We start from the raw sequence: 24,461 nt of genomic DNA, 5'->3' as shown, positions 1-24,461 counted from the left end.
GAGGGGTCGTGGTGTCGGTTATTTCCAACACACGGCGTGACCAGATGCTGTCGCTCAGAAATGTAGAGACGAGAGGGCAGGGAGGCCGTGCCGGGCGCGCGCCCGTTCGCAGGCGTCGCTGCCGGACTGCAGCTCGTGGCAGGGGTTGGGGCGCCATTCGTAGATGCCGCAGGCGACCGCCTGGCCGATCTTGCCGGTGAGCGCCGCGCAGCGCATTGGCGTGTGGTCGGTGCCGCGCATGCGGCAGAGGGTGTCGTTCACCTCGACCGCGAGGCCCGACGGCACGCGGCCGCCGTTGTCGTCGAGTTCATGCACGCTGAAGTCGACGCGGTAGCTGGCGCAGCAGGCGCCGCATTGCTGGCAATGGGACACGCGGCTGCGCCTTCTTCTTCAGATGCTCAGAGCCTGCCGAGCAGCAGGAACTCCATGAGCGCTTTTTGTGCGTGGAGGCGGTTCTCGGCCTCGTCCCACACCACCGACTGCGGCCCGTCGATCACCTCGGCCTGCACTTCCTCGCCGCGATGCGCGGGCAGGCAGTGCATGAAGAGGGCGCCGGGCTGGGCGATGCGCATCATGTCCTCGTCGACGCACCAGTCGGCGAAGGCCTTGCGGCGCGCCTCGTTCTCGGCTTCGTAGCCCATGCTGGTCCACACGTCGGTGGTGACGAGGTCGGCGCCGCGGCAGGCTTCCATCGGGTCCTTGAAGACCTTGTAGCTGTCGCCCGAGCGGATGCCGGCGATCGACTGGTCGACCTCGTAGCCGCTGGGCGTGCTCACGTGCACCGTGAAGCCCAGGATCTCGGCCGCCTGCAACCAGGTGTTGGCCATGTTGTTGCCGTCGCCCACCCAGGCCACGGTCTTGCCCTGGATCGAGCCGCGATGCTCGATGTAGGTGAAGATGTCCGCCAGGATCTGGCAGGGGTGGAACTCGTTCGTGAGGCCGTTGATGACCGGCACGCGCGAATGCGCGGCGAAGGCATCGATCTTCGTTTGCTCGTAGGTGCGGATCATCACCAGGTCGACCATGCGGCTGATGACCTTGGCGCTGTCCTCGATGGGCTCGGCGCGGCCCAGCTGGCTGTCGCCGGTGGTCAGGTGCACCACGCTGCCGCCCAGTTGGTACATGCCGGCCTCGAAGCTCACGCGGGTGCGCGTGCTGGCCTTCTCGAAGATCATGGCCAGCGTGCGGTCGACCAGCGGCTGGTGCTTTTCATACGTCTTGAACTTCTTCTTGATGATCGCCATGCGATCGAAGAGGTAGACGTACTCGTCGGCCGTGAGGTCGGCGAACTGCAGGTAATGGCGGATGGCAGGCTGTGTCGTGGCGGTCGTCATTGCGCGGCAGGCTCCGACAGGAAGTTTTTGACGATCGGCGCGAGGATCGCGACGATCTCGTCGGCCTCGGCAATGCTCAGGATGAGCGGGGGCACCAGGCGGATCACCTTGTCTGCGGTCACGCTCAGCAGCAGGCCGGCGTCGCAGGCACGGTTCAGGATCACGCCGCAGGGGCGGTCGAGCTCGATGCCCAGCATCAGGCCCTGGCCGCGGATTTCCTTCACGCCGGGCAGGCCGCCGATTTCGCGCTCCAGCGCGGCCTTCAGGTGGGCGCCCACGGTGGCGGCGTTCTCGAGCAGCTTGTGCTCTTCCATGATGCGGATGGTTTCGACGCCGGCACGCATCGCGAGCGGGTTGCCGCCGAAGGTGGTGCCATGGTTGCCCGGGCCGAAGATGTTGGCGGCCTTGGGGCCGGCCACGACGGCGCCGATCGGCACGCCCGAGCCCAGGCCCTTGGCCAGCGGCATCACGTCGGGCTTGATGCCCGCCCACTGGTGGGCGAACCACTTGCCGGTGCGGCCCATGCCGCATTGCACTTCGTCGATCATCATGAGCCAGTCGCGTTCGTCGCAGAGGGCGCGCACTTGCTTCAGGTACTCCCAGCGCATCGGGTTGATGCCGCCTTCGCCCTGGATGGTTTCGAAGAACACGGCCACCACGTTGGGGTTGCCTTCGGTGGCCTTCTTCAGGGCCTCGATGTCGTTCAGCGGCACGCGGATGAAGCCCTCGACCAGCGGGCCGAAACCGGCCTGCACCTTGGGGTTGCCGGTGGCCGACAGCGTGGCGATGCTGCGGCCGTGGAAGGCGGCTTCGTAGACGACGATCTCGGGGCGCTCGATGCCCTTGTCATGGCCGTACTTGCGCGCCAGCTTCAGGGCCGCCTCGTTGGCTTCGAGGCCGGTGCAGCAGAAGAAGACGTTGGTCAGGCCCGACAGTTCGGTCAGCTTGGTAGCCAGCTGCTCCTGGCCGGTTACGTGGTAATAGTTGGAGCTGTGGATCAGCTTGGTCAGCTGGTCCTGCAGCGCGGGCACCAGCTCGGGGTGGTTATGGCCCAGCGTGTTGACGGCGATGCCGCCCAGGCCGTCGATGTAGGCCTTGCCCGTGGTGTCCCAGACTCGGCAGCCCTGGCCATGCGACAGTGCGATCGGCAGGCGACCGTAGGTGTTCATGACGTGGGGCGAGGTGGGTTGGGCGGTAGCGCTCATTGGGTTCTCCAGATAGGGAACGCGGATTCTAGGCGTGCGTTTTGACGGCTTCATTGAGGATTCCGCATTACAGCAATGCCCGCTCTTCAGGATGCAAAAAGTGCCCCGGATAGAATCCGTTGCTGCACCGCAGCACCTGTTTCGGTCGCCTCAATCAACGATGATTTCCCCCACCGCCAAAGAAATCTTCATCCAGGGCATCACCCGTGATGGCCGGACCTTCCGTCCCAGCGATTGGGCCGAGCGGCTGGCGGGCGTCATGAGCTCCTTCCGGCCCGGCGGCGCCTTTCCGGGCAGCTACCTGAGCTATTCGCCGTGGTGTGTGCCGACCACCATCAACGGGGTCAAATGCGTGATCGTGAACCGCGACCTGCGTGACGCCGAGCCCATGGCCTGGGACTTCTGCGTGAACTTCGCAAAAGACAACGACCTGCAGGTGTCCGAGGTGTGCCCGGCGGCGCCAACGCCGGCTGTGCCGAAAGCTGCCCAGACGCCCGTGGCGGCCGTGGTGCGGTCGGAGCCCGCCGCGCCGGTGATTCCCGTTGAGCAGCCCAAAGCCGACTGACCGGCACAACCGAAACCGAGCGCCCATGAAAAAACCGCCCGAAGGCGGTTTTTACACTTTGCTGCAGCGCACCCCGATCAAACGGCGGACTGGAGGATTCCGGTCCGGGCTTGCCTGACAGGTGTCAGGCGGCGGCCTTTTCAGGCGCGAGGGCGAGTGCCTTGACCTTGGCCGACAGGCGGCTCTTGTCGCGGGCGGCCTTGTTCTTGTGGAAGATGCCCTTGTCGGCGACGGTGTCGACGATGCTCTGGGCCTTCGCGAACAGTTCGCTTGCCTTGGTCTTGTCGCCAGCCAGAACAGCCTTTTCGACGTTCTTGACAGCGGTACGGTATTTGGAGCGCAGCGAGGTGTTCGCAGCGTTGAGCTTGGTGTCCTGGCGGACGCGCTTACGGCCGGAGGCGAGGCGCGGGTTCTTTTTCTTGGGCTTGGCGGATGCCATGATTTAGTTCCTTAGGTGTCTGAGGATGATGCAGCAAAGCCCTCCATTATAGGCCGGGTCGGCTTTTCCTCCGAATCGGCTCATTTCGGGCGCTTTCGGGGCCCTACACTCGCCTCCGTGTCCCTGCTCAAATCCGCCTCCACCGTCTCCCTCCTGACCCTCGCCTCGCGCATCACGGGCCTCGTGCGCGACGTGCTTTTTGCCTCGGTGTTCGGCGTCAGCGCACTCACCGACGCCTTCAACGTCGCCTTCCGCATCCCCAACCTGTTCCGGCGGGTGTTCGGCGAAGGCGCCTTCAGCCAGGCCTTCGTGCCTGTGCTGGCCGCGCGCAAGACCGAAGGCGGCGAGGAGGGCGCCAAGGAACTGATCGACCACGTCGCCACGCTCCTGACCTGGACCCTCCTGGTGCTGTGCGTGGCCGGCGTGGTCGGCGCGCCGCTGCTGGTCTGGGCCATGGCCAGCGGCTTGAAGGGATTCGACGCAGCCATCGTCATGACGCGCTGGATGTTCCCCTACATCGGCTTCATGTCGCTGGTGGCGCTGGCGGGCGGCATCCTCAATACATGGCGCAAGTTCGCGGTGCCGGCGGCGTCGCCGGTGCTGTTGAACCTGGCATTGATCTTTTCCATCGTGATCGGCGCGCCATTGTTCCGGCGCTATGGCATCGAGCCGATCTATGCGCAGTGCGTGGGCGTGCTGGTCGGCGGCGTGCTGCAACTGGCGCTGCAGATTCCCGCGCTGCGCGCCCTCAACCTGATGCCGCGCGTCGGGGCGAGCTTCAAGGCGCTGCGTGCCGCCTGGACCGACCCGACCACCCGCAAGGTGATGAAGCTGATGCTTCCCGCCCTGCTGGGCGTGAGCGTCGCGCAGATCTCGCTGCTCATCAACACGCAGATCGCCTCGCACCTGGCGACCGGCAGCGTGACCTGGGTGGTCAATGCCGACCGGCTGATGGAATTCCCCACCGCGATGCTCGGCGTGGCGCTCGGCGTGGTGCTGATGCCGCAGCTCTCCAGCGCTCGCGCCGCCAAGGACGACGCCCGCTATTCGGCCCTGCTCGACTGGGGCCTGCGCCTCGTGGTGCTGCTCTCGGCGCCGTGCGCCATCGCGCTGCTGCTCTTCGCGCAGCCGCTGGTCGCCGTGCTCTTCCACAACGGCGCCTTCGGCGACGAGGACGTCAAGCGCACCACCCTGGCCCTGATGGGCTACGGCGTGGGCCTCATCGGCATCGTGGCCATCAAGATCCTCGCGCCCGGCTACTACGCCAAGCAGGACACGCGCACGCCGATGCTGATCGCCGTGGGCGTGCTCGTCTTCACCCAAGTGCTCAATTTCTTCCTGGTGCCGGTGCTGCAGCACGCGGCGCTCACGCTCACCATCGCCATCGGCGCGCTGGTCAATGCAACCTGGCTGCTGGTGGGGCTCGTGCGCCGTGGCAGCTACAAGCCGGAACCCGGCTGGGGCAAGTTCGTGCTGCAGGTGCTGGCCGGCACGCTGGTGCTGGCGGCTTTCCTGGTGTGGGGCGCGCACGGGTTCGACTGGATCGGCCTGCGCGCGCAGCCCCTGCATCGCATCGGCCTGCTGGCCGCGCTCGTCGCGGGCGCCGCGGTGATCTATTTCGCCATCCTGACGGCGGTCGGGGTGCGGCTGCGCAGTTTCATGCGTCGTTGAGCCCTCGCGATACCTTTGCAATACGCGTGTGTCCCGCCTTGACGCTCCCCGGATGCTCCTCTACAAAGACACATGACGTTCACATTTCAGGTCCCAACCGCTCTGGAATATTTCGAATCGCTCGTTGGCAGCGATGACCATTTCCCTCTGCTCGAGGCCGCCGCCAGCCTGGCGCAGGACGAATACCCCGAACTCGACGTCCAGCAGGTCCTCGGCGATGTCGACCAGCTCCTCGCCCGCCTGAAGCGACGCCTGCCGGCCGATGCAGCACCGCTCGCCCGGCTTCGCGCGCTCAACCAGTTCTTCTTCAACGACCTGAACTTCGGCGGCAACGTCAACGACTACTACGACCCCGACAACAGCTACCTGAACGCCGTGCTGCGCACCCGCCGCGGCATTCCGATCTCGCTGGCGGTGCTGTGGATGGAGCTGGCGCAGGGCCTGGGCCTGCAGGCGCGCGGCATCGGTTTTCCGGGCCATTTCATGCTCAAGGTCACGCTCCCCAAGGGGCAGGTGGTGATCGATCCTTTCACCGGCAAGTCGCTCTCGCGCGAGGAACTGGGCGAGCGGCTGGAGCCCTACAAGCGCAGCAACGGTCTGGTCGGCGACTTCGACGTGCCGCTCGGCCTCTACCTGCAGCCGGCCAGTTCGCGCGAGATCATCGGCCGCATGCTGCGCAACCTGAAGGAAGTGCACCGCGCGCAGGAAGACTGGCAACGCGCCATCGCCGTGCAGGATCGCCTCATCGCGCTCCTGCCCAGCGCCTGGGGCGAGTACCGCGACCGGGGCATCGCGCATGCGGAGCAGGGCAACACCGCGCTGGCGGTACGTGACCTCGAGGTCTACCTGACCCATGCCGAGGACGCCCTGGACATCGACGCCATCGCCGAGCGCGTGGCCGCCTTGCGTCGAACGGCCAACGGATGACCGCCAAGGCCGGCCTGAGCGGCGTGGGCGGCGTGGGCGGCGCGGCGCCCGACCTGGGCACCCTGCACGAATTCCATGGCGTGCAGCCGGTCTTGCCCGTATCGGATGTGTCCCGCGCCGCGCGCTGGTTTCGCGACGTGCTGGGCTTCGAGCTCGACTTCGTCGCCGGCGAGCCGCCCAGCTATGCGCGGGTGAAGAAGGGCGATGGCAGCCACGGCGACCCCGTCTACCTGCGCCTTTGGCAATGCAACACCCGGGGCACCCCGCCCTGGCGCGGCGAAATCGTCATCCATGTGGGCAAGGACATCGACGGCCTGCACGACGCCTATGTGAAGCGCGGCGTGACCGTGATCGAGCCGCCCGTCTCCCAGCCCTGGGGCCTGCGCGAATTCGCGATCCGCGAACCCGATGGCCACGTCCTGCGCTTTTGCGGCTATCTGCCCTGATTTTCTGAAACTCAAAATTACAAATGGACCGGCGCCACCGTGTCGATCCGGCTTCCGCTCGTCCGACGTGAGTACAGGAGCACGCAAGTTCAGCGGCTCCCGACTTCATCAACCTTCAGGAGAAACGACATGCGATTCATGATTCTGGTCAAGGCGAACAAGGATTCCGAAGCGGGCGTGATGCCCAGCACCGAAATCCTCACGGAGATGGGCAAGTTCAACGAGGAGCTGGTCAAGGCCGGCGTGCTGCTGGCGGGCGAGGGCCTGCACCCGAGTTCCAAGGGCGCGCGCGTGCGCTGCGAGGGGCTGAAGCGGACCGTCATCGACGGCCCCTTCGCCGAAACCAAGGAACTGCTCGCCGGCTTCTGGCTGCTGCAAGTCAAGTCGAAGGAGGAGGCCATCGAGTGGATCAAGCGCAGCCCCTTCCAGGAAGGCGAGATCGAGATCCGCCAGGTGTTCGAAGCCACCGACTTCGGCGACTCGATGACGCCCGAGCTGCTGGCACAAGAAGACCGCCTGCGGGCGGAATCCGCCAGGCGCACCGGCGCTGCGGGCTGAGCTCATCGAATCCCAAGGAGACACACCATGCGATTCATGATGCTGATGATTCCCCACGGCTACGAGACGGCCGCCCCCGGCACGATGCCCGAGGACCGCGAGGCGATGGCCGCGATGATGGCCTACAACGAATCCCTGCAGAAAGCCGGCGTGCTGATCAGCTGCGACGGCCTGCATCCGCCCTCGATGGGCGCGCGCGTGAGCTTTCCGGGGCGCAAGCCCAAGGTGGTCGACGGCCCCTTCGCCGAGGTCAAGGAAGTGCTCGGCGGCTACTGGATCATCGAGGTCGCCTCGCGCGCCGAGGCCATCGAATGGGCCACGCGCTGCCCGGGCGGCGAGAACGAGGTCATCGAGGTGCGGCAGATCCAGGAACTGGAGGATTTCTCGCCCGACCTGCAGGCCGTGGCCGAGAGCTTCCCGTCGATGCAGACGGTGAAGAAGTAGGGCTTCCCGCCTTCCTGCTCTTGCCTAGTCTTCCCGGACCAGCCGGATGCCCACGAGCGTGTAGCGCGTGTCCGGCGCGTTCCAGTTGCGATAGGAAGACCGGGCGTAGAAAGGCCAGGTATGCCAGGAGCCGCCGCGGCGCACCCGCACCGTGCCCTCGGCCGGGCCCTGCGGGTCGTCGGCCGGGGAGCCCGCGTAGTATTCGTCGCCATGCCAATCGGCCACCCACTCCCAGGCATTGCCGTGCATGTCGTAGAGGCCCCAGGCGTTCGGCGCGAAGCTGCCGACCGGGGCGGTGAATGCGTAGCCGTCGTCGCCCTCGAGCGCCATCGGCGCCCAGCGCGGCCAGTATTGGGCGGTACGCGCATCGAACACATTGGCCGCGCGGCCCAGCGATTGCGGATCGTCGCCCGCGCTGTAGCGGGTGCGGGTGCCTGCGCGGCAGGCGTATTCCCACTCGGCCTCGGTCGGCAGCCGGTAGCGCTTGCCCTCGGACTTGCTCAGCCACGCGGCCAGCGCCTGTGCGTCGTTCCAGGTCACGTTGACGACCGGGTGGTCGTCGCCCTGCGCAAAGCCCGGATTGCGCCAGGAATAGCGCGGGTCGCGTCCCTCGAAGGCGTCGCCGCGCCGGGTCTTGGCCGGGTCGTAGTCGGCGCGCCAGCCGTAGCCGCCGGTGCCATCGGCGATCGACTCCGGCACATAGCCCGAGGCTTCGATGAAGCGGCGGAACTGGCCGACCGTCACCTCGTGCTGGCCCATCCAGAACGACCGCGTGATGCGCACGCGATGCGCGGGACCTTCGTCGCGCAGCTCGGTGAAACGCGCCTTCGGCAGCTCGGGGTAGGCGGCGGCCAGCGCTTCGGGCGCCTCGTCGCTGCCCATCATGAATTCGCCGGCCGGCAATTTGACGAAGGCCATGCCGAGGCTGTTGCGTTCGAGCTCGACCTCGGCGGCGGCCTGGCCGCAGCCCGCGACGAGGCACAGGATCAGGATGCATCGTTTCATGGCCGCATGCTAGCGAGCGCGAAAGGAGCGGTCGAGTGAGCACCGGCGACGAAACCGCCATCCACCGCGCCATCGACGCCGTCTGGCGCATGGAGTCGGCCAAGATCATCGCCACCGTCGCACGCATGGTGCGCGACGTGGGCCTGGCAGAAGAACTGGCGCAGGACGCGCTGGTCGCCGCCCTCGAGCAATGGCCCGACGCCGGCGTGCCCGACAACCCCGCCGCCTGGCTCACGCAGGTGGCCAAGCACCGTGCCCTCGACCGCCTGCGGCACGGCCAGCTGGCCGAGCGCAAGGCGCCCGAGATCGGCCGCGAACTCGATGCGCAGCACGAGATGGCGCAGGCCGATTTCGCCGAGGCGGTCGATGCCGCCATCGACGACGACATCGGCGACGACCTGCTGCGCCTCGTCTTCACCGCCTGCCACCCGGTGCTCTCGACCGAGGCGCGGGTGGCGCTCACGCTGCGCCTGATGGGCGGCCTCACGACCGACGAGATCGCCCGCGCCTTCCTCGTGCCCGAGGCCACGGTGGCGCAGCGCATCGTGCGCGCCAAGCGCACGCTGCTCGAAGCCCACGTGCCTTTCGAAGTGCCGCGCCGGCACGAGCTCGAAGGCCGCCTGGCCTCGGTGCTCGAGGTGCTCTATCTCATCTTCAACGAGGGCTATTCCGCCACCGCCGGCGACGACTGGATGCGCCCTGCGCTCTGCGACGAGGCGATGCGCCTCGGCCGCATCGTGGCCGAACTGGTGCCCGATGCATCGGAGGTGCACGGCCTCGTGGCGCTGATGGAAATCCAGGCCTCCCGCACGGCCGCGCGCGTCGGCGCCTCGGGCGAGCCGGTGCTGCTGCTCGAGCAGAACCGCGCGCGCTGGGACCAGATGCTCATCCGCCGCGGCCTCGCCGGGCTTGCACGCGCCGAGGCGCTCGGTGCGCTCGGCCCCTACGCCTTGCAAGCCGCCATCGCCGCCTGCCACGGCCGCGCGCGCACCGCCGACGAAACCGACTGGCCGCGCATCGCCGCGCTCTACGACGCGCTGGCCGAACTGGCGCCATCGCCCATCGTCGAGCTCAACCGCGCAGTCGCGCTGTCGATGGCCTTCGGGCCGGCGGCGGGGCTCGAGGTGGTCGATGCGCTCATGGACGAGCCGGCGCTCAAGGGCTACCACCTGCTGCCGACGGTGCGCGGCGATCTGCTCTTCAAGCTCGGCCGGCGCGACGAGGCACGCAAGGAGTTCGACCGCGCTGCCTCGCTCACGCGCAACACGCGCGAGCAGGCGTTGCTGCGCGCGCGTGCGCGGGCCTGCACGGGCTGACCGCTAACTTCTCTGTGGGGTGTTCGCTTCCGACGGCGAGCCCGGCAACCCGAACTGATGCCACGCCCGCCGCAGTTGCGTATCGGAGCCGAAACCCGACAGCTCCGCCGCCCGCGTGACGCTCGCGCCCGACGACAGCGCCAGTTGAGCCGCCGCGAGCCGCAGCCGCCGCAGATACGCCAGCGGCGCCACGCCTGCATGCTCCACGAAGAGCCGCGTGAGGTGCCGCGCCGAGGTGTGGGCCACGTCCGCCATGCGCGGCACGCTCCAGTCGGCCTGCGGCTGTTCGCTCACGGCGTCCTGCACGCGGTGCAGCGCGGCGTGCAGGTGATTGCGGTAGGCCAGGAACGGAGAGAGCTCCGGATCGTGCGGGCCGCGCCGCAGCGCCACCACCATCGTCTGCGCCACCTGGGCTGCGAGCGCTTCGCCGCAGGTCTCGGCGATGCGGTGCAGCACGAGGTCGATGCCGGTCGTGACGCCCGCGCTGCTGTAGAGCGGCGGATCGATCACGAACACGCGGTTGCTCACCACGTCGCAGCGCGGCTCCGCCGCGCGCAGTTCGTCCAGGTGATGGTGGTGCGTGGTGGCGCGCCGTCCGGCGAGCGCACCGGCATGCGCCGCCAGCACCGCGCCCGCGCAGACCGTGACCAGTTCGACGCGGCCGCGCTCGAAGCGCTGGCCGCGCAGCCAGTGCAGCAGGTCCTGCGTCTCGGGGGTGTCGATGGCGATGGTGTCGCCCGGCAGGCCGACGAGCACGACCCAGGCGGGGCCATCCCATTGCGTGGGCAGGGGCGAGAGCCCGGCGAGCGCGACGCCGACCGAGGCCATGGACGTCGGCCGCGGGCTCGCGAACTCGATGGCGAAACGCTCGGGCCGGCCCGACGCCAGCAGCCGCTGGTTCGCGATGCGCAGCGCCTCGGCCGGCCCGGCCCAGTCGAGCACGAGGCTGCCCGGGAGCAGCACGAAGACTACGCGGATGGGTGGCTGCTGTTGTGCGTCCATGCGTAGTCCATCTGGCGCGCGGTGCGCTCGGCCAACGCGCGTCCGGCGAGGCGTTCGACCAGATGCAGGCTCATGTCGATGCCCGCGCTGATGCCGGCGGAACTGACGATGCGGCCGGTGTCCACCCAGCGCACGTCGTCTCGCACGTCGAGTTTCGGGAACTGCGCGCGCAGGTCGGCGATGTCCTCCCAGTGCGTGGTGACGGCCTCCTGCGTGACCACACCGCTCTTCGCGAGCAGGAAGACGCCGGTGCAGACCGAGGCGACCACCTGCGCACCGGCCGCGCATGCGGCGATCCACCGCAGCGTTTCGGGGCTCGCCATCGGCGCATCGACCACGCCGCCGGGAACGATCAGCACATCGGTGGCCGGGTTGCTTGCGAGGGTGTGGTCGGCGAGCAGCTGCAGGCCGGCGCGCGCCTGCACGGACTGGCCGGGCGGTGCAAGCGCGACCGAAGCGACGTCGAACGGCGCCGCCGTGCCCGGCTGCATGCGCTGGCTGACCCGGCTCGCGGTGGTGAACACCTCGAAGGGGCCGGCGAAATCCAGCGCCTCGACGCCGTCGTAGGCCAGGATCCGCACGCGCAAGGCGGTCATGCGGACGTGCCCGCGCGTTCCAGCGCCTGGGGCACGCTGCAGATCGTCGCGAAGCGCCCGGCCAGCACGGCGGCCGTGCGCGACTTGATGTCGGCGGCAAGCAGCGGCCGGCCGTCAGGTTGAACCATGTCGAAGGTCAGCGTGGCGTCGGTCACGTAGTCGACTTCCCAGCCCAGGTCCGAGGCGTGGCGGGTGGTGGTTTCGCAGCACTGCTCCGTGCGGATGCCGCTCACGATCAGCCGTCGGATGCCGTTCGCGGTGAGCCAGACATCGAGCCCGCTGTTGACCAGCGCGCTGTGGCGGTGCTTGGTGAAGGTGGCGGCGGCGTCGAACGCCACGACCCCGTCGATGGGGTGGACGTGGCCCGATTCCACGGCGAACGGGTTGCTCGCGTTGCTGGGCTCGTCGACGTGAAAGATGCGAACGATCGGCAGGCCCGCTGCGGCGGCACCTTCGATCAGCGCGTTCTGGGCTGCGAAGTAGGGCGCTGCGACGCCTTCGTTCCAGTACCCGCGATGGCGGAACGATTGCTGGGCGTCGATCACAATCAGACAGGTTTTCATGGCGGTGGCTGGCTCGCAGCGGCGGAGTGGATGATGCCGCGTATTCTTCTGCGTTGCCAGCGCCCGGTCCGCGCCGAAGCGGACCAGAACCGATCAGATCAGGACATCGCAGCTGTCCTGAGGAGCCATCAGACCAGTGATGCGGCCTGCAGCTCTTTCTTCAGGTAGGCGTAGTACAGCGGCGCCGCCACCAGCCCGGCCGGCCCGAACACCGCCTCGGCCACGAACATCACCGCCAGCAGCTCCCACACGCTCATCTGCGTGCGGGCGCCCACCACCTTGGCGTTGATCACGTACTCGGCCTTGTGGATCACGATCAGAAAGATCAGGCAGGCTGCCGCCGTGACCGGCGACACCGACAGGCCCACCAGCGTGATCACCGAATTGCAGACCAGGTTGCCCACGATCGGCACCAGCCCGGCCAGGAAAGTGAGGGTGATGAGCGCCGGCGTGTAGGGCAGGTGCGCGCCCCACAGCGGCATCAGGAACAGTAGGAAGATGGCGGTCAGCAGCGTGTTGAAGGCGGCGATCCAGAACTGGGCCGCGACGATCTGGGCGAAGGCTTCGCCGAAGGTCTCCACGCGCTGGTGCAGCTGTTCGGCCAGGGGCTTGCGCCGCAGCGGCACGGCCGCCACCGCGGCCAGGCTGCCGACGATCAGCCCGACGTAGGAAAAGAGCAGCCCGTGCAGCCATGCACGCCCCGCCATCGCGAGCGAGCCGGCCTGCGCGCGCAGGTAATTGGCGATCACGCGCTGGATCTCGGCCGCGCCTTCGGGCAGGTAGGTCGCGATGTCGGGCGGCAGTTTGGAGCGCAGCTCGAGCACCGTGCGGGCGGTGTAGTCGAGCAGTTCGCGGTACTGGTCGGGCGCATCGACGATGTACTCGCGCGCCTGCGACAGCCCCAGTGTGACCAGCGCAGCCGGCGCCAGCAGCACCACGATCACCGCCAGCACCCCGGCCCAGCCGGCGGCGCTGGAACGCATGGCCGGAATGCGCAGGAAGCCCTTTTCGAGCAGGCGGGCGAACCGGCGCGTGACCAGGAAGCCGATGCACACGCAGATGAGGCCGGGCAGCAGGTGCTCCCACATCACCAGCATCAGCGCGCCCAGCATCAGCAGGTAGCTGGCGAGCATCACGCCGCGCGAGGCCGTGGGCCGGACGATGGGCGCCGTGGGTGCGGCGGCGGTGAGGGTGGGTTGCGGCTTCTTGGCCATCCGGGGTTCGGGTGCGCTGCTCGGTGTGGTTGTGGCAGGAGCCTGGGGCGATCAGCCCACGACCACCGCGGCGCCTTCGCCGCGCTCGGCGATGACGCCGATCTCGTGCACCTTTTCGCCCGAGGCGCGCAGCGTGGCGGCGCAGGCGGCAGCTTCGGCCGCATCGATGACCACAACCATGCCGATGCCGTTGTTGAAGGTGCGGTTCATCTCGATGTCGTCGATGCCGGCAACTTTTTGCAGCCAGGCGAAGAGCTCGGTCTGCGGCCAGCTGCCCTTCTTGAGGTGGGCGGCGGTGCCTTCGGGCAGCACGCGCGGAATGTTCTCGAGCAGGCCGCCGCCGGTGATGTGGGCGAGGGCCTTGATCGGGTGTTTGGCGAGCGCCTCGAGCACCGGCTTCACATAGAGGTGGGTGGGCTCCATCACGGCTTCGCGGAAGGGCTTGCCGTCGAGCGTGGCGGGCAGATCGGCGCCCGCGCGCTCGATCACCTTGCGCACCAGGCTGAACCCGTTGGAATGCACGCCGGCCGAGGCCAGGCCGAGCACCACGTCGCCGGGCTTCACGTTCTGGCCGGTGAGGATTTTCGATTTTTCGACCGCGCCGACCGCGAAGCCCGCCAGGTCGTACTCGCCGGCCGGGTACATGCCGGGCATTTCGGCGGTTTCGCCGCCGATGAGCGCGCAGCCCGAGAGCTCGCAGCCGCGGGCGATGCCGCCGACGACCGCTGCCGCGGTGTCAACGTCCAGCTTGCCGCAGGCGAAGTAGTCCAGGAAGAAGAGCGGCTCGGCACCCTGCACCAGCACGTCGTTGACGCTCATGGCCACCAGGTCGATGCCGACGGTGTCGTGCATGTTCCATTCGAAAGCCAGCTTGAGCTTGGTGCCCACGCCGTCGGTGCCGCTCACCAGAACCGGCTCCTTGTAGCGCTTGGGCACTTCAAACAGGGCGCCGAAGCCGCCGATGCCGGCCAGCACGCCTTCGCGCATGGTCTTCTTGGCCAGGGGCTTGATGCGGTCGACCAGCGCGTCGCCGGCATCGATATCGACACCGGCATCCTTGTAGCTGAGCGGGGTGGGCGTAGGGGAGGTCATGGGTGTGCGAAAGCGAACAAGAGAGCCCACAAGAGGCGGGGTGGTAGAGGCGCCGGCGACCGAAGCGGCCGGGCCGATAGAATTCCTGTTGATTTTAAGGGCCCCAGCGGCCCCCTCCATGAACCTTCCCGGGATGAAACAGCTCGCGCTCGATATCGGCATTGCGACGGGCCCCAGCTTCGACGCCTTTTTCGCCGGCCCCAACGAGGCGGCACTGCGCCACCTGCAAGTGTGGGTGGGCAGCGCCGGCAGCCCCGCGCTGCACTCGCCGGTGCCCACCTATCTGTGGGGCGAAGGCGGCAGTGGCAAGACCCATCTGCTCGAATCGGTGCGTGTCGCACTGCGCGAGCAGGGCGCGAGCGTGGGCTGGCTGCACGCCGGCCTGCTGGAGCCGCCCGAGTTCGACGAGCGCTGGGGCGCCGTGCTGCTCGACGACGTGCACCTCTATACCGCCGTGCAGCAGCACGCGGCCTTCAACTGGTTCGTGAATGCCCAGACGCTGCAGCGCGGCGTGGTCGCCGCCGGCGCCTTGCCGCCGGCCGACCTGCCGCTGCGCGAAGACCTTCGCACGCGCCTGGGTTGGGGCCACGTGTTCCATCTGCAGGTGCTCAGCGAGACCGAGCGCCGCGCGGTGCTGCGCCAGGCGGCCGACGCGCGCGGCGTGATGCTGTCCGACGACGTGCTCGATTTCATGCTGCACCGCTTCAGCCGCGACCTCGGCAGCCTGATGGAACTGCTCACGCAGCTCGACGGCTACGCCCTCCAGACACAACGCGCGATCACCATCCCGTTGATCCGATCCATGCTCGAAAACGAATAAGAAGAGCTTTCACAACCAATGATCAAGACATTCATCGACAAGCTGCTGGGCAAATCCGCCGGCGGCACGCAGGGCAAGAGCCGCTTCGGCAAGCGCCAGGAGGTGCCGGCAGAGGTTCACAAGATCGATCCGGCCCTGGTCGACGAACGCGCGAAGAACGTGGTCACGACGCTCCAGCAGGCGGGCTACGAGGCGTACGTGGTGGGCGGCGCGGTGCGCGACCTGCTGCTGGGCCTGCGCCCCAAGGACTTCGACGTGGCCACCAACGCCACGCCCGAGCAGGTCAAGTCGCTGTTCCGCCGCGCCTTCATCATCGGGCGGCGATTTCGCATCGTGCACGTGGTGTACGGCCGGGGGCGCGAGCACGAGGTGATCGAGGTCTCTACCTTCCGTGCCTACATGGACAGCGCCGCCGCCGAGCAGGTGGCCGGCAACGAGCGCACCAGCAAGGGCGAGCTCGCAAGCATGAAGCACGCGGTGGACGCCAGCGGCCGGGTGCTGCGCGACAACGTCTGGGGACCGCAGGAAGAAGACGCGGCGCGCCGCGACTTCACGGTCAACGCCATGTACTACGACCCGGCCAACCAGGTGGTGGTCGACTATCACAACGGCATCAAGGACGCCCAGAAGCTCACGCTGCGCATGATCGGCGACCCGGTCACCCGCTACCGCGAGGACCCGGTGCGCATCATTCGCGCGATCCGCTTCTCGGCCAAGCTCGCGGCGCTGGGCTTCAAGATGGAAGCCAAGACCGCCGCGCCGCTGATCGAGTCGAGCAAGCTCCTGGCCGACGTGCCGCAAAGCCGCATGTTCGACGAGATGCTCAAGCTCCTGCAGACCGGCCATGCCATCGCCACGGTCGAGCAGCTGCGAAAGCTGGGGCTCGCCACCGGCATTTATCCGCTGCTGGATGTGGTGGTCGAGCGCGCCGACCAGCCGTTCGTGAAGGCGGCCCTGCAGGACACCGACCGCCGCGTGGGCGAAGGCAAGCCCGTGGCGCCCAGCTTCCTGCTGGCCTGCGTGCTCTGGGCCGACGTGCGCGACGGCTGGGCCCAGCGCCAGGAAGGCCGGCACGGCCAGCGCCCTCAGCCGCCGTTCCCGGCGCTGCAGGACGCGATCGACGACGTGTTCAATTCGCGCATCGGCGACGTCTCGGGCCGCGGCAAGCTGGCGGCGGACATGCGCGAGATCTGGATGATGCAGCCACGCTTCGACAAGCGCACTGGCTCCACGCCCTACAGCCTGGTCGAGCAGGCGCGCTTTCGCGCCGCCTTCGACTTCATGCGGCTGCGCGCCGACGTGGGAGAAGTCGGCGAGGCGATTGCCGAGTGGTGGCAGGAATTCAGCACCGCCGACGACGTACGCCGACAGGACCTGCTGGAGCAGGTGCGCGACGAGCAGAAGACGCGTCAGCGCGTTCGGGTGCGCGAGACGCCGCCGGCGCCGAAGCCTCGTAGCGAGCCGGCCGGCCGGCAGCGCCAGGCCGAGGCACAGGATTCGGCGGAAGACGAAGAGGTCGAAGTCGAATCCGGTGCCGTGCCGCCCGACGGCGAGGCGCCCGTGGCGCGCAAGCGCCGGCGTCGCCGCAAGCCCCGTACAGGAGGTGGCGGTGGCGGTGAGGGCGGCGGGAGCGCCGCAGGCGAATGAGCGCGTCCGACCAGCCGAAGGACGGCAAGAAGAATTCCAAGACCGGTGACAAGGCCAAGGCCGCACCGCTGCGTGCGGGCGGTGCGAGGCCCCCGTCGACCGGCGCCAGGAAGGGGCCGTCTGGCGGCCCTCCGGCGCGCCGTGCTCCCACGAGCCGCCCTCGCGGCCCGCGCGAGGACTACCCGACCGTGCAGGCTTTCGTCGCCATTGGCGCCAACCTGGGCGATGCCGAGGCTTCCGTGAAGGCCGCCATGGCCGCCATCGGTGCGCTGCAGCGCACCACGGTGACCGCTCGTTCGTCGCTCTATCGCAGTGAACCGGTGGATGCGGAGGGCCCCGATTTCGTCAACGCCGTGGTGGCCGTGCGCACCGGCCTGGATGCCGAGCAATTCCTCGTGGCGTTGCAGCGCCTGGAGACGCAGGCCGGTCGCGAAAGGCCGTTCCCCAATGCGCCGCGCACGCTCGATCTCGACCTGCTGATGCACGGAAATTCGGTAATGGATACGCCCACGCTGACCCTGCCGCATCCCCGCATGCGCGAGCGCGCCTTCGTGCTGAAGCCGCTCGCCGAGATCGCCCCCGACAAGGTGCCGCGCGCGGCGCTGGCACGGGTGACGGGTCAGGTGGTCAAGCGCATCGTCTGAAAGCTGCGTCTGTCGGCTTGAATCGAGGCCGCTTCGGCGGCCTTGGAAGCCGGTCCGGCCGGACCGGAACCGCGCGCCCGTTAAACTCCGCGGGTTTTTCATGAAGGTGTCATGAAATTGTGATTGACACACCCCAGGAGTTTCCATGTTCGGCAAGCTGCTGCCCCGCGAGGGCAATTTCTTCGAGATGTTCAACCAGCACGCCGAGCGCATCGTGGAGGCGGCGAGGGCTTTCGAGCAACTCGTTGCCAACTACAGCGACGTGCATCTGCGGGAGCAGTACAACCGCGACGTCGACAACGCCGAGCGCGCCGCCGACCGCGTGACGCACGACGTCAACCGGCTGATCCACAAGACCTTCATCACGCCCATCGACCGCGAGCAGATCCACAAGCTCATCAACACGATGGACGACGTGGCCGACCTGATCCAGGATTCGGCCGAGACCATGGCGCTGTACGACGTGCGCCACATGACCGACGAGATCGTGCGCCTCACCGCCCTGAGCGTGAAGTGCTGCGACCGCCTCAAGGACGCCGTCAAGTTCCTCGGCAAGATCGCCGATCCGGCCGTGGCCGAGGCGACCCTGAAGACGTGCGAGGAAATCGACCGCCTCGAATCGGACGCCGACCGCGTGATGCGCAGCGCCATGAGCAAGCTGTTCCGCGAGGAGCCCGATGTGCGCGAGGTGATCAAGCTGAAGGCGATCTACGAACTGCTCGAGACGATCACCGACAAGTGCGAGGATGTGGCCAACGTGATCGAGGGCATCGTCCTCGAGAATTCCTGAGCGGGTAGCAACCGATGGCAACGGTTCAGGTCGCCCTCTGGGTGGTGATAGTGCTGGTCGCGCTGGCGATCCTGTTCGACTTCATGAACGGGTTTCACGACGCCGCCAATTCGATCGCGACGGTGGTCTCCACCGGTGTGCTCAAGCCCGGACAGGCCGTGGTGTTCGCGGCGTTCTTCAACCTGATCGCGATCTTCATCTTCCATCTGAGCGTGGCGGCCACGGTGGGCAAGGGCATCGCCCAGCCCGGCGTGGTCGATGTGCACGTGGTGTTCGGCGCGCTCATCGGCGCCATCAGCTGGAACCTGGTGACCTGGTACTACGGCATCCCCAGCAGCTCGTCGCATGCGCTGATCGGCGGCATCGTGGGCGCGGTGATCGCCAAGACCGGCACGACGGGCCTCGTGGCCTCGGGCATCTGGAAGACGGTCGCGTTCATCTTCGTGTCGCCGCTGCTGGGCTTCTTGCTGGGCTCGATGATGATGATCGTGGTGGCCTGGGGCTTCCGGCGCGCCACGCCATCGCGGGTGGACCGCTGGTTCCGGCGGCTGCAGCTGGTTTCGGCCGGTGCCTACAGCCTGGGCCACGGCGGCAACGACGCGCAAAAAACCATCGGCATCATCTGGATGCTGCTGATCGCCACTGGCTACGCCTCGGCCGGCGACGCGGCGCCGCCGAACTGGGTCATCATCAGTTGCTATGCCGCGATCGCGCTGGGCACCATGTTCGGCGGCTGGCGCATCGTGAAGACGATGGGCCAGAAGATCACCAAGCTCAAGCCCGTGGGCGGCTTCTGCGCCGAGACCGGCGGCGCGCTGACGCTGTTCCTGGCAACGGCACTGGGCATCCCGGTGTCGACCACCCACACCATCACCGGCGCCATCGTCGGCGTGGGCTCCACGCAGCGCGCAAGCGCGGTGCGCTGGGGCGTGGCGGGGAACATCGTGTGGGCCTGGATCTTCACGATCCCGGCCTCGGCCTTCGTGGCTGCGATTGCCTACTGGCTCAGCATGCAGCTCTTCTGACGGCTACTGGGAGATCTTTCGGCCTTCTTCGATTTGATGCTCGAAGTAGCGCTGGAAGCTGAACACGATGCTGGCCATCAGGATCGTGCTGCCGAAGAAGAGTGACAGCACCACCGCGCCAATGGTGAACCAGTTCGTCTGGCCTGGCGTGGCGTCCGCCGGCGCGCTCGCGTTGAAGCGGGCATTCCATTTCTCTGGCGTCATCAGGCCATAGACGATGGCGGTCAGTGCGCAGCCGGCGATGGTGAAGCCCAGCAGTGGAATCAGCGCCCAGCTCAGGCCGTCGTCCACGCCGTACATGCGCACGCGCTCGATGCCGTAGAGGCCGAGCGCCGTTGGAATCGGCAGCAGCCAGCCCAGCAAATCGCCCATGCCGCGCAGGTAGAAGCGGTGCAGGCCCAGGGGGCCGCCGATGAAGGAGAGCCAGGCTGCGGTAGTTTTGTTTTTCATTCGGGTTTTGTCGTGCTGCCTTCGCCGAGCACCTTTTCCATCAGGACCACGTCGCGCCATTCGCCGAACTTCCAGCCGCAGTCCTTCAGCACGCCCACGTGCGTGAAGCCCTGGCCGCGATGGACGCCGACGGAGCCGGCGTTGGCGGAGTCGCCGATCACAGCGATCAGCTTGCGTACGCCAACGGCTTCCGCGGCGTGCGAGAGCGCCGCCAGCAGCTTGGCACCCAGACCCTTGCCGCGTGCTGACTCGGCCATGTAGATCGAGTCCTCGGCCGAAAAACGGTAGGCCGGGCGCGGCTTGAACCAGTTGCAGTAGGCAAAGCCCAGCACCTCGCCGTCTTCCTCGGCGACCAGGTAGGGCAGGTTCTTGCCGAGCACGTCGGCACGGCGCGCAGCCATGTCGGCGGCGGAGGGCGCCTCTGTCTCGAAGGTGCCCGTGCCGTGCAGCACATGGTGAGCGTAGATGGCCGTGATGGCCGCGACGTCTTCGTCGCGGCTGGGGCGGATGGAGAGGGTCATGGGTGAAAAAGAGACGGCGCGGGGCCGAAAATTCGGAGAAAACGCGTAGCGGGCTATAATCGCAGGCTTTTCAGCGTGTCGCTGGCCGGGTGGCCATGTCGCGTGTCTCGACGCTGGAAGAACATTGTGAGCGGGCCTCTTTCTCATCCAACTGGCTCGTTGACCACCCAAGGATAAATCATGGTCGTCATTCGACTCTCCCGCGGCGGCTCCAAAGGCCGTCCGTTCTTCAACATCGTCGTGTCGGACAAGCGCGTTCGCCGCGATGGCCGTTTCATCGAGCGCCTGGGTTTCTACAACCCGACCGCCAAGGAAAACGAAGAAAGCATCCGCATTGCCCAGGATCGCCTGACCTACTGGAAGAGCGTTGGCGCCCAAGCCTCGCCCACGGTCCTGCGCCTGATCAAGCAAGCTGCAGCCGCAGCCCCCAAGGCGGCAGCCTAAGCCGTCCCGCACGGCGATGTTGCCCGCACTCGAAGCCGCCGAATTGCCGGCGGATGCGATCGAGGTAGGACGCATCGCCGATGCATGGGGCATCAAGGGCTGGTTCAAGGTCCTGCCCCACAGCGCCCAGCCCGAGGCGCTTTTTTCTTCCAAGCGCTGGTTCCTGCAGGCTCCCGGAGCCTCGGCGAACGCTGCTTTCCGGCTCGCGATCCGCGAAGCCAAAGAACATTCCGACTGCATCGTCGCCTCGTCCGAGGATGTGCCCGACCGCAATGCGGCCGAGGCCTTGCGCGGCGCGCGTGTGTTCGTGCCGCGCTCGAGCTTCCCGACGGCCGGCGACGACGAGTACTACTGGGTCGACCTGATCGGCTTGTTGGTCGTCAACCGCGAAGGCGTGACGCTCGGCACCGTGCGCGAACTGCTCGCCACCGGCCCGCAGACCACGCTGGTGCTGGCTGCCGAAGAAGACGGAAAGGCCGTCGAGCGGATGGTGCCTTTCGTCTCGGTCTTCGTCGACAAGGTCGACCTGCCCGCCCGTCTCATCACGGTCGACTGGCAACCTGATTTCTGATCTGGGGCTCGCGCGCATGCGCTTCGACGTCCTCACGCTTTTTCCTGAACTGTTCGCGCCTTTCTTGGCCTGCGGTGTGACGCGTCGCGCCTACGAGTCGAAGCAGGTCGAAGTCGTGCTCTGGAATCCGCGGGATTTTGCCCAGGGCAACTACAAGCGCGTGGACGACCGGCCCTTCGGGGGCGGCCCTGGCATGGTGATGATGGCCGAGCCGCTGGCGGCCTGTCTCGATGCGGCGCTGGCTGCGCGCGGGGCGGATGCGCCGGTCGTGCTGTTTTCGCCCATCGGCGAGGCGCTGCGCCACGAGGCGGTTGAAAAGTGGTCAGCCAGCGAGGGCGCGGTGCTGGTCTGCGGTCGCTACGAAGGCATCGACCAGCGTTTCATTGATGCACGCATCACTCATCAGATCAGCCTTGGTGACTTTGTCCTCTCCGGCGGTGAGATCGCTGCCATGGCGCTGCTCGACGCCGTGGCCCGCCTGCAGCCCGGCGTGCTCGGCGACGAGGCCAGCCATGTGCAGGACAGCTTCAACCCCGCCCTCGACGGCCTGCTCGATTGCCCGCACTACACCCGGCCCGAGCAGTGGAACGGGCAGGGCGTTCCGGCGCCGTTGCTTTCGGGCCACCATGCGCAGATCGAACGCTGGCGGCGCGACCAGCGGCTGGCCATGACGGCCGCCCGGCGCCCCGATCTCATCGACGCCGCCCGTGCCGCCGGCCGCCTGGACAAGACCGACGAGACAGTGCTGAAAAAAAAGCTATAATCTCGGGCTCCCCGATCCTCTGTCCGGCCGCGCCTGGCCTTTTGTCCCCTTGCGGTGGCAGATACCAACGGCGCCTTTTGTGTAGCCCGACACGATCGAATATCAGGAAATCATGAACCTCATCGAAACCCTCGAGCAGGAAGAAATCGCCCGCCTCGGCAAGAAGATCCCCGATTTCATGCCTGGTGACACAGTCATCGTCAGCGTGAGCGTCGTCGAAGGCACCCGCAAGCGCGTGCAGGCCTACGAAGGCGTCGTGATCGCCAAGCGCAATCGCGGCCTCAACAGCGGCTTCACCGTGCGCAAGATTTCCAGCGGCGAAGGCGTGGAACGTACGTTCCAGACCTACAGCCCGCTGATCGCCGGCATCGAAGTCAAGCGTCGTGGCGATGTGCGTCGCGCCAAGCTGTACTACCTGCGCGATCGCAGCGGCCGTTCGGCGCGTATCAAGGAAAAGCTGCCGGGCAAGTCGCAAGCAGCATCGGCCGCGAAGTAAGCCGTTTTCCTGCATTGCAAAAAGCCGCCGTTCTGGCGGCTTTTTGCGTTGTTGCTCCACTCGAAGACAACTTTTCGTTTTTCCGCTCTACTTCTCCTCCCGGCTTCGGTACCTTTCATCTCTTGACCACCTCATCCACATCTCCGCAGGACGCCTCCCTCGAACCCGTCAACGCCGTGGCACCGTCCACGCTGCCGCCGTTCGATCCACGCAAGGCGCCTTTCACGGTGAGGAACGATGGGCTGCCGGCAGTGCCGGTCGCGCAACTGAGGGCGCAGGCCCTGCGCGCGCGTTTCGAAACGCCGCCGGTCTGGACGCCCGAGCTGCGCCGCGAGCCGCGAATGACCGAGCGCGTACCTGCGCAGGCTGCCGTGCTCGTGCCGATCGTGCAGCGCCCGCAAGGGGCGACCGTGCTGCTGACCGAGCGCACCGCGCACCTCTCGACCCATTCGGGTCAGGTCGCTTTCCCTGGCGGCCGCGTTGATCCTGAAGACGCGAACGTCGCAGCCGCCGCGTTGCGCGAGGCCTGGGAAGAGGTCGGCCTCTCGGCGCAATACATCGAGGTGCTGGGCAACCTGCCGACCTACACGACGATTACGTCCTTCATCGTGACGCCGGTGGTTGCGTTGGTGCAGCCCGGCTTCGAACTCGCCATCAACCCCTACGAAGTCGCCGATGCCTTCGAAGTGCCGCTCGCGTGGCTGATGGACCCGGCCAACCACCGCCACCATACCGTGCCGGCACCCGACGGCACGAAACGGCAGTGGTATTCGATGCCCTACCAGGATGGCGCCGACGAACGCTTCGTCTGGGGCGCCACCGCCGGCATGCTGCGCAATCTTTACCGTTTCCTGAGCGCCTGAATCCCGGCTGAATCTGCGGGCTCTCTCGCTATCATCGACGGATGAGCTTCTTTGCCATCCTGTGCGCGTTGCTGATCGAGCAAGTGAGGCCGCTGGGCCCTCACAACCCCGTGTACGGTACCGTTCTCGCGTGGACCCGCTGGACCAGCCGCAACTTCGATGCGGGCAAACCCCATCACGGTTGGATCGCCTGGGGGCTCGCTGTCTTCGTGCCCACGCTCGTGGCCCTCGGCGTGCATTGGCTGCTGGTGCTCACGCTGGGTCTGCCGTTTGCGGTGCTCTGGAGCATCGCGGTGCTCTACGTCACGTTGGGCTTCCGTCAGTTCAGCCATCACTTCACGGACATTCGCGATGCACTCGACGAGGGTGACGAGCCGCTCGCGCGCTCGCTGCTCGCGCATTGGCAGGGCGTCGATGCCGCGGAACTCAAGCGCAGCGAGATCGTGCGCCATGTGATCGAGCATTCGGTGATCGCCGCGCATCGCCATGTGTTCGGCGTGCTGGCGTGGTTCTCGGTGCTCGCCGCGTTTGGTCTCGGACCGGCCGGCGCGGTGTTCTACCGGATGAGCGAATTCGTCGCTCGCTACTGGGCCCACAAGAACGGCGCTGCGGTGCAGCCGTCGAGCGTCTCCGTGCAGCAGGCCGCCGAGAGCGCCTGGCACGGTATCGACTGGCTGCCCGCGCGCATCACGGCGCTGGGCTTCGCGGTGGTCGGCAGTTTCGAGGAAGCCATCGATTGCTGGCGCAACGACGCCCGGCGCTTTCCGAACGAGAACGACGGCGTGATCCTCGCGGCCACCTCCGGCGCGGTCAATGTGCGGTTGGGTGGGGGCTCGCTGAGCCCCATTCCGGTCACCGACCCGCTGCCGCGCGCGCAGGCCGGTGAATCCGTGATCGATGGCCGCAGGCCCGACAGCGGCAGCACGCCGGGGCGCGAGCCGGAGCCCGGGCACCTGCGCAGCGTGGTCGGCCTCGTCTGGCGCTCGGTCGTGATGTGGATGGTGCTGCTGGCGTTGTTGACGCTCGCCCGTCTGCTTGGCTGAGCGGCGC

The 24,461-nt window shown here is 67.4% G+C and carries 30 protein-coding genes; 18 read left to right on the top strand and 12 right to left on the bottom strand.

The genetic code is table 11. The annotated features are described in order from the left end of the window. Positions 1-54: 54 nt before the first annotated feature. Genes J2W23_RS06050 through J2W23_RS06040 form a run of 3 tightly spaced genes read right to left on the bottom strand, consistent with a single transcriptional unit; the run spans position 55 to position 2,539 of the window. The gene (locus J2W23_RS06050; RefSeq protein ID WP_307648015.1) at positions 55-372 is read right to left on the bottom strand and encodes a YkgJ family cysteine cluster protein; all 318 of its coding nucleotides are present in this window, start codon (positions 370-372) and stop codon (positions 55-57) included. 26 nt (positions 373-398) lie between these two features. Next, on the bottom strand, positions 399-1,334 hold the full coding sequence (gene argF, locus J2W23_RS06045) for an ornithine carbamoyltransferase (RefSeq protein ID WP_176658920.1): 936 nt from the start codon (positions 1,332-1,334) through the stop codon (positions 399-401). Beyond that, a complete protein-coding gene (locus tag J2W23_RS06040; RefSeq protein ID WP_176658919.1) occupies positions 1,331-2,539 on the bottom strand; it encodes an aspartate aminotransferase family protein in 1,209 nt (402 codons plus the stop codon). Before J2W23_RS06040 ends, argF begins: the two co-directional genes overlap by 4 nt. Before the next feature lie 160 nt (positions 2,540-2,699). Here J2W23_RS06040 and J2W23_RS06035 point away from each other — a divergent pair, with 160 nt between their 5' ends. Then, complete coding sequence (locus J2W23_RS06035; protein WP_176659021.1) at positions 2,700-3,104, top strand: DUF3579 domain-containing protein; 405 nt, start codon at positions 2,700-2,702, stop codon at positions 3,102-3,104. A 124-nt stretch (positions 3,105-3,228) separates the two neighbouring features. On the opposite strand, the gene rpsT is transcribed toward J2W23_RS06035, so the two are convergent. Further along, the gene (gene rpsT, locus J2W23_RS06030; protein ID WP_007831346.1) at positions 3,229-3,543 is read right to left on the bottom strand and encodes a 30S ribosomal protein S20; all 315 of its coding nucleotides are present in this window, start codon (positions 3,541-3,543) and stop codon (positions 3,229-3,231) included. 117 nt (positions 3,544-3,660) lie between these two features. On the opposite strand from rpsT, the gene murJ reads away from it, so the two are divergent. The 5 genes from murJ to J2W23_RS06005 all read left to right on the top strand — a co-directional run bounded on the left by murJ (position 3,661) and on the right by J2W23_RS06005 (position 7,589). After that, positions 3,661-5,214 carry a murein biosynthesis integral membrane protein MurJ gene (murJ, locus tag J2W23_RS06025; RefSeq protein ID WP_307648013.1) on the top strand — a complete coding sequence of 518 codons (1,554 nt, stop codon included), beginning with the start codon at positions 3,661-3,663 and terminating at the stop codon, positions 5,212-5,214. A gap of 72 nt (positions 5,215-5,286) precedes the next feature. Then, positions 5,287-6,141: a SirB1 family protein gene (locus J2W23_RS06020; protein WP_176658917.1), complete on the top strand. Its 855-nt coding sequence runs from the start codon at positions 5,287-5,289 to the stop codon at positions 6,139-6,141. Further along, complete coding sequence (locus J2W23_RS06015) at positions 6,138-6,587, top strand: bleomycin resistance protein (protein ID WP_307648012.1); 450 nt, start codon at positions 6,138-6,140, stop codon at positions 6,585-6,587. The genes J2W23_RS06020 and J2W23_RS06015 overlap by 4 nt, the downstream gene beginning before the upstream one ends. A 129-nt stretch (positions 6,588-6,716) precedes the next feature. Then, complete coding sequence (locus J2W23_RS06010; protein WP_176658915.1) at positions 6,717-7,145, top strand: YciI family protein; 429 nt, start codon at positions 6,717-6,719, stop codon at positions 7,143-7,145. A gap of 27 nt (positions 7,146-7,172) precedes the next feature. Beyond that, positions 7,173-7,589, top strand: coding sequence for a YciI family protein (locus J2W23_RS06005; RefSeq protein WP_307648011.1), 417 nt, complete (start codon positions 7,173-7,175; stop codon positions 7,587-7,589). 24 nt (positions 7,590-7,613) lie between these two features. Here J2W23_RS06005 and J2W23_RS06000 read toward each other — a convergent pair whose 3' ends face one another. Next, on the bottom strand, positions 7,614-8,594 hold the full coding sequence (locus J2W23_RS06000; protein WP_307648010.1) for a formylglycine-generating enzyme family protein: 981 nt from the start codon (positions 8,592-8,594) through the stop codon (positions 7,614-7,616). Between the two features lie 89 nt (positions 8,595-8,683). Between J2W23_RS06000 and J2W23_RS05995 the strand changes: the two genes are divergently transcribed. Then, positions 8,684-9,910 carry an RNA polymerase sigma factor gene (locus tag J2W23_RS05995; RefSeq protein ID WP_307648074.1) on the top strand — a complete coding sequence of 409 codons (1,227 nt, stop codon included), beginning with the start codon at positions 8,684-8,686 and terminating at the stop codon, positions 9,908-9,910. A 3-nt stretch (positions 9,911-9,913) separates the two neighbouring features. Here J2W23_RS05995 and J2W23_RS05990 read toward each other — a convergent pair whose 3' ends face one another. The 5 genes from J2W23_RS05990 to purM form a co-directional block, all read right to left on the bottom strand. Further along, the gene (locus J2W23_RS05990) at positions 9,914-10,912 is read right to left on the bottom strand and encodes a GlxA family transcriptional regulator (protein ID WP_176658912.1); all 999 of its coding nucleotides are present in this window, start codon (positions 10,910-10,912) and stop codon (positions 9,914-9,916) included. Next, entirely contained in the window at positions 10,879-11,508 is a 630-nt protein-coding gene (locus J2W23_RS05985) for a DJ-1/PfpI family protein (RefSeq protein WP_307648009.1), read from the bottom strand. The genes J2W23_RS05990 and J2W23_RS05985 overlap by 34 nt, the downstream gene beginning before the upstream one ends. Continuing rightward, positions 11,505-12,071 carry an isochorismatase family protein gene (locus J2W23_RS05980; RefSeq protein WP_176658910.1) on the bottom strand — a complete coding sequence of 189 codons (567 nt, stop codon included), beginning with the start codon at positions 12,069-12,071 and terminating at the stop codon, positions 11,505-11,507. Before J2W23_RS05980 ends, J2W23_RS05985 begins: the two co-directional genes overlap by 4 nt. 128 nt (positions 12,072-12,199) lie before the next feature. Continuing rightward, on the bottom strand, positions 12,200-13,285 hold the full coding sequence (locus J2W23_RS05975; RefSeq protein ID WP_307648008.1) for an AI-2E family transporter: 1,086 nt from the start codon (positions 13,283-13,285) through the stop codon (positions 12,200-12,202). Positions 13,286-13,336: 51 nt separating this feature from the next. Beyond that, entirely contained in the window at positions 13,337-14,377 is a 1,041-nt protein-coding gene (gene purM, locus J2W23_RS05970) for a phosphoribosylformylglycinamidine cyclo-ligase (protein ID WP_307648007.1), read from the bottom strand. A 133-nt stretch (positions 14,378-14,510) separates the two neighbouring features. On the opposite strand from purM, the gene hda reads away from it, so the two are divergent. The 5 genes from hda (at position 14,511) to J2W23_RS05945 (ending at position 19,303) form a co-directional block, all read left to right on the top strand. Continuing rightward, entirely contained in the window at positions 14,511-15,197 is a 687-nt protein-coding gene (gene hda, locus J2W23_RS05965; RefSeq protein WP_041942819.1) for a DnaA regulatory inactivator Hda, read from the top strand. An 18-nt stretch (positions 15,198-15,215) separates the two neighbouring features. Then, positions 15,216-16,844, top strand: a complete 1,629-nt coding sequence (gene pcnB / locus J2W23_RS05960) for a polynucleotide adenylyltransferase PcnB (RefSeq protein WP_307648006.1) — start codon at positions 15,216-15,218, stop codon at positions 16,842-16,844. Continuing rightward, complete coding sequence (gene folK, locus J2W23_RS05955) at positions 16,841-17,488, top strand: 2-amino-4-hydroxy-6-hydroxymethyldihydropteridine diphosphokinase (protein ID WP_307648005.1); 648 nt, start codon at positions 16,841-16,843, stop codon at positions 17,486-17,488. The genes pcnB and folK overlap by 4 nt, the downstream gene beginning before the upstream one ends. 145 nt (positions 17,489-17,633) lie before the next feature. After that, a complete protein-coding gene (locus J2W23_RS05950) occupies positions 17,634-18,278 on the top strand; it encodes a DUF47 domain-containing protein (protein ID WP_012746613.1) in 645 nt (214 codons plus the stop codon). Positions 18,279-18,292: 14 nt separating this feature from the next. Further along, a complete protein-coding gene (locus tag J2W23_RS05945; RefSeq protein ID WP_176658905.1) occupies positions 18,293-19,303 on the top strand; it encodes an inorganic phosphate transporter in 1,011 nt (336 codons plus the stop codon). 3 nt (positions 19,304-19,306) lie between these two features. Here J2W23_RS05945 and J2W23_RS05940 read toward each other — a convergent pair whose 3' ends face one another. Continuing rightward, positions 19,307-19,753 carry a hypothetical protein gene (locus J2W23_RS05940; RefSeq protein WP_307648004.1) on the bottom strand — a complete coding sequence of 149 codons (447 nt, stop codon included), beginning with the start codon at positions 19,751-19,753 and terminating at the stop codon, positions 19,307-19,309. Next, positions 19,750-20,274, bottom strand: coding sequence for a GNAT family N-acetyltransferase (locus J2W23_RS05935; protein ID WP_176658903.1), 525 nt, complete (start codon positions 20,272-20,274; stop codon positions 19,750-19,752). Before J2W23_RS05935 ends, J2W23_RS05940 begins: the two co-directional genes overlap by 4 nt. 180 nt (positions 20,275-20,454) lie before the next feature. On the opposite strand from J2W23_RS05935, the gene rpsP reads away from it, so the two are divergent. The 6 genes from rpsP to J2W23_RS05905 all read left to right on the top strand — a co-directional run bounded on the left by rpsP (position 20,455) and on the right by J2W23_RS05905 (position 24,454). After that, positions 20,455-20,718 (top strand): 30S ribosomal protein S16, encoded by a 264-nt coding sequence (gene rpsP / locus J2W23_RS05930; protein WP_013540078.1) that lies wholly within the window; start codon positions 20,455-20,457, stop codon positions 20,716-20,718. A gap of 16 nt (positions 20,719-20,734) precedes the next feature. Then, the gene (gene rimM, locus J2W23_RS05925; RefSeq protein WP_307648003.1) at positions 20,735-21,289 is read left to right on the top strand and encodes a ribosome maturation factor RimM; all 555 of its coding nucleotides are present in this window, start codon (positions 20,735-20,737) and stop codon (positions 21,287-21,289) included. A 16-nt stretch (positions 21,290-21,305) separates the two neighbouring features. After that, positions 21,306-22,052, top strand: a complete 747-nt coding sequence (trmD, locus tag J2W23_RS05920) for a tRNA (guanosine(37)-N1)-methyltransferase TrmD (protein ID WP_307648002.1) — start codon at positions 21,306-21,308, stop codon at positions 22,050-22,052. A gap of 112 nt (positions 22,053-22,164) precedes the next feature. Then, positions 22,165-22,548, top strand: coding sequence for a 50S ribosomal protein L19 (gene rplS, locus J2W23_RS05915; RefSeq protein ID WP_176658900.1), 384 nt, complete (start codon positions 22,165-22,167; stop codon positions 22,546-22,548). 122 nt (positions 22,549-22,670) lie between these two features. Beyond that, the gene (locus J2W23_RS05910) at positions 22,671-23,411 is read left to right on the top strand and encodes a CoA pyrophosphatase (RefSeq protein WP_307648001.1); all 741 of its coding nucleotides are present in this window, start codon (positions 22,671-22,673) and stop codon (positions 23,409-23,411) included. Between the two features lie 41 nt (positions 23,412-23,452). After that, entirely contained in the window at positions 23,453-24,454 is a 1,002-nt protein-coding gene (locus J2W23_RS05905; RefSeq protein WP_176658898.1) for a CobD/CbiB family protein, read from the top strand. Positions 24,455-24,461: the final 7 nt, after the last annotated feature.

Origin of the sequence: Variovorax boronicumulans (assembly GCF_030812215.1) — a bacterium.
GTDB lineage: Bacteria > Pseudomonadota > Gammaproteobacteria > Burkholderiales > Burkholderiaceae_C > Variovorax > Variovorax boronicumulans_C.
The sequence above is the reverse complement of the archived record's forward strand: the minus strand, read 5'-3'. Positions and strand labels throughout refer to the sequence as shown.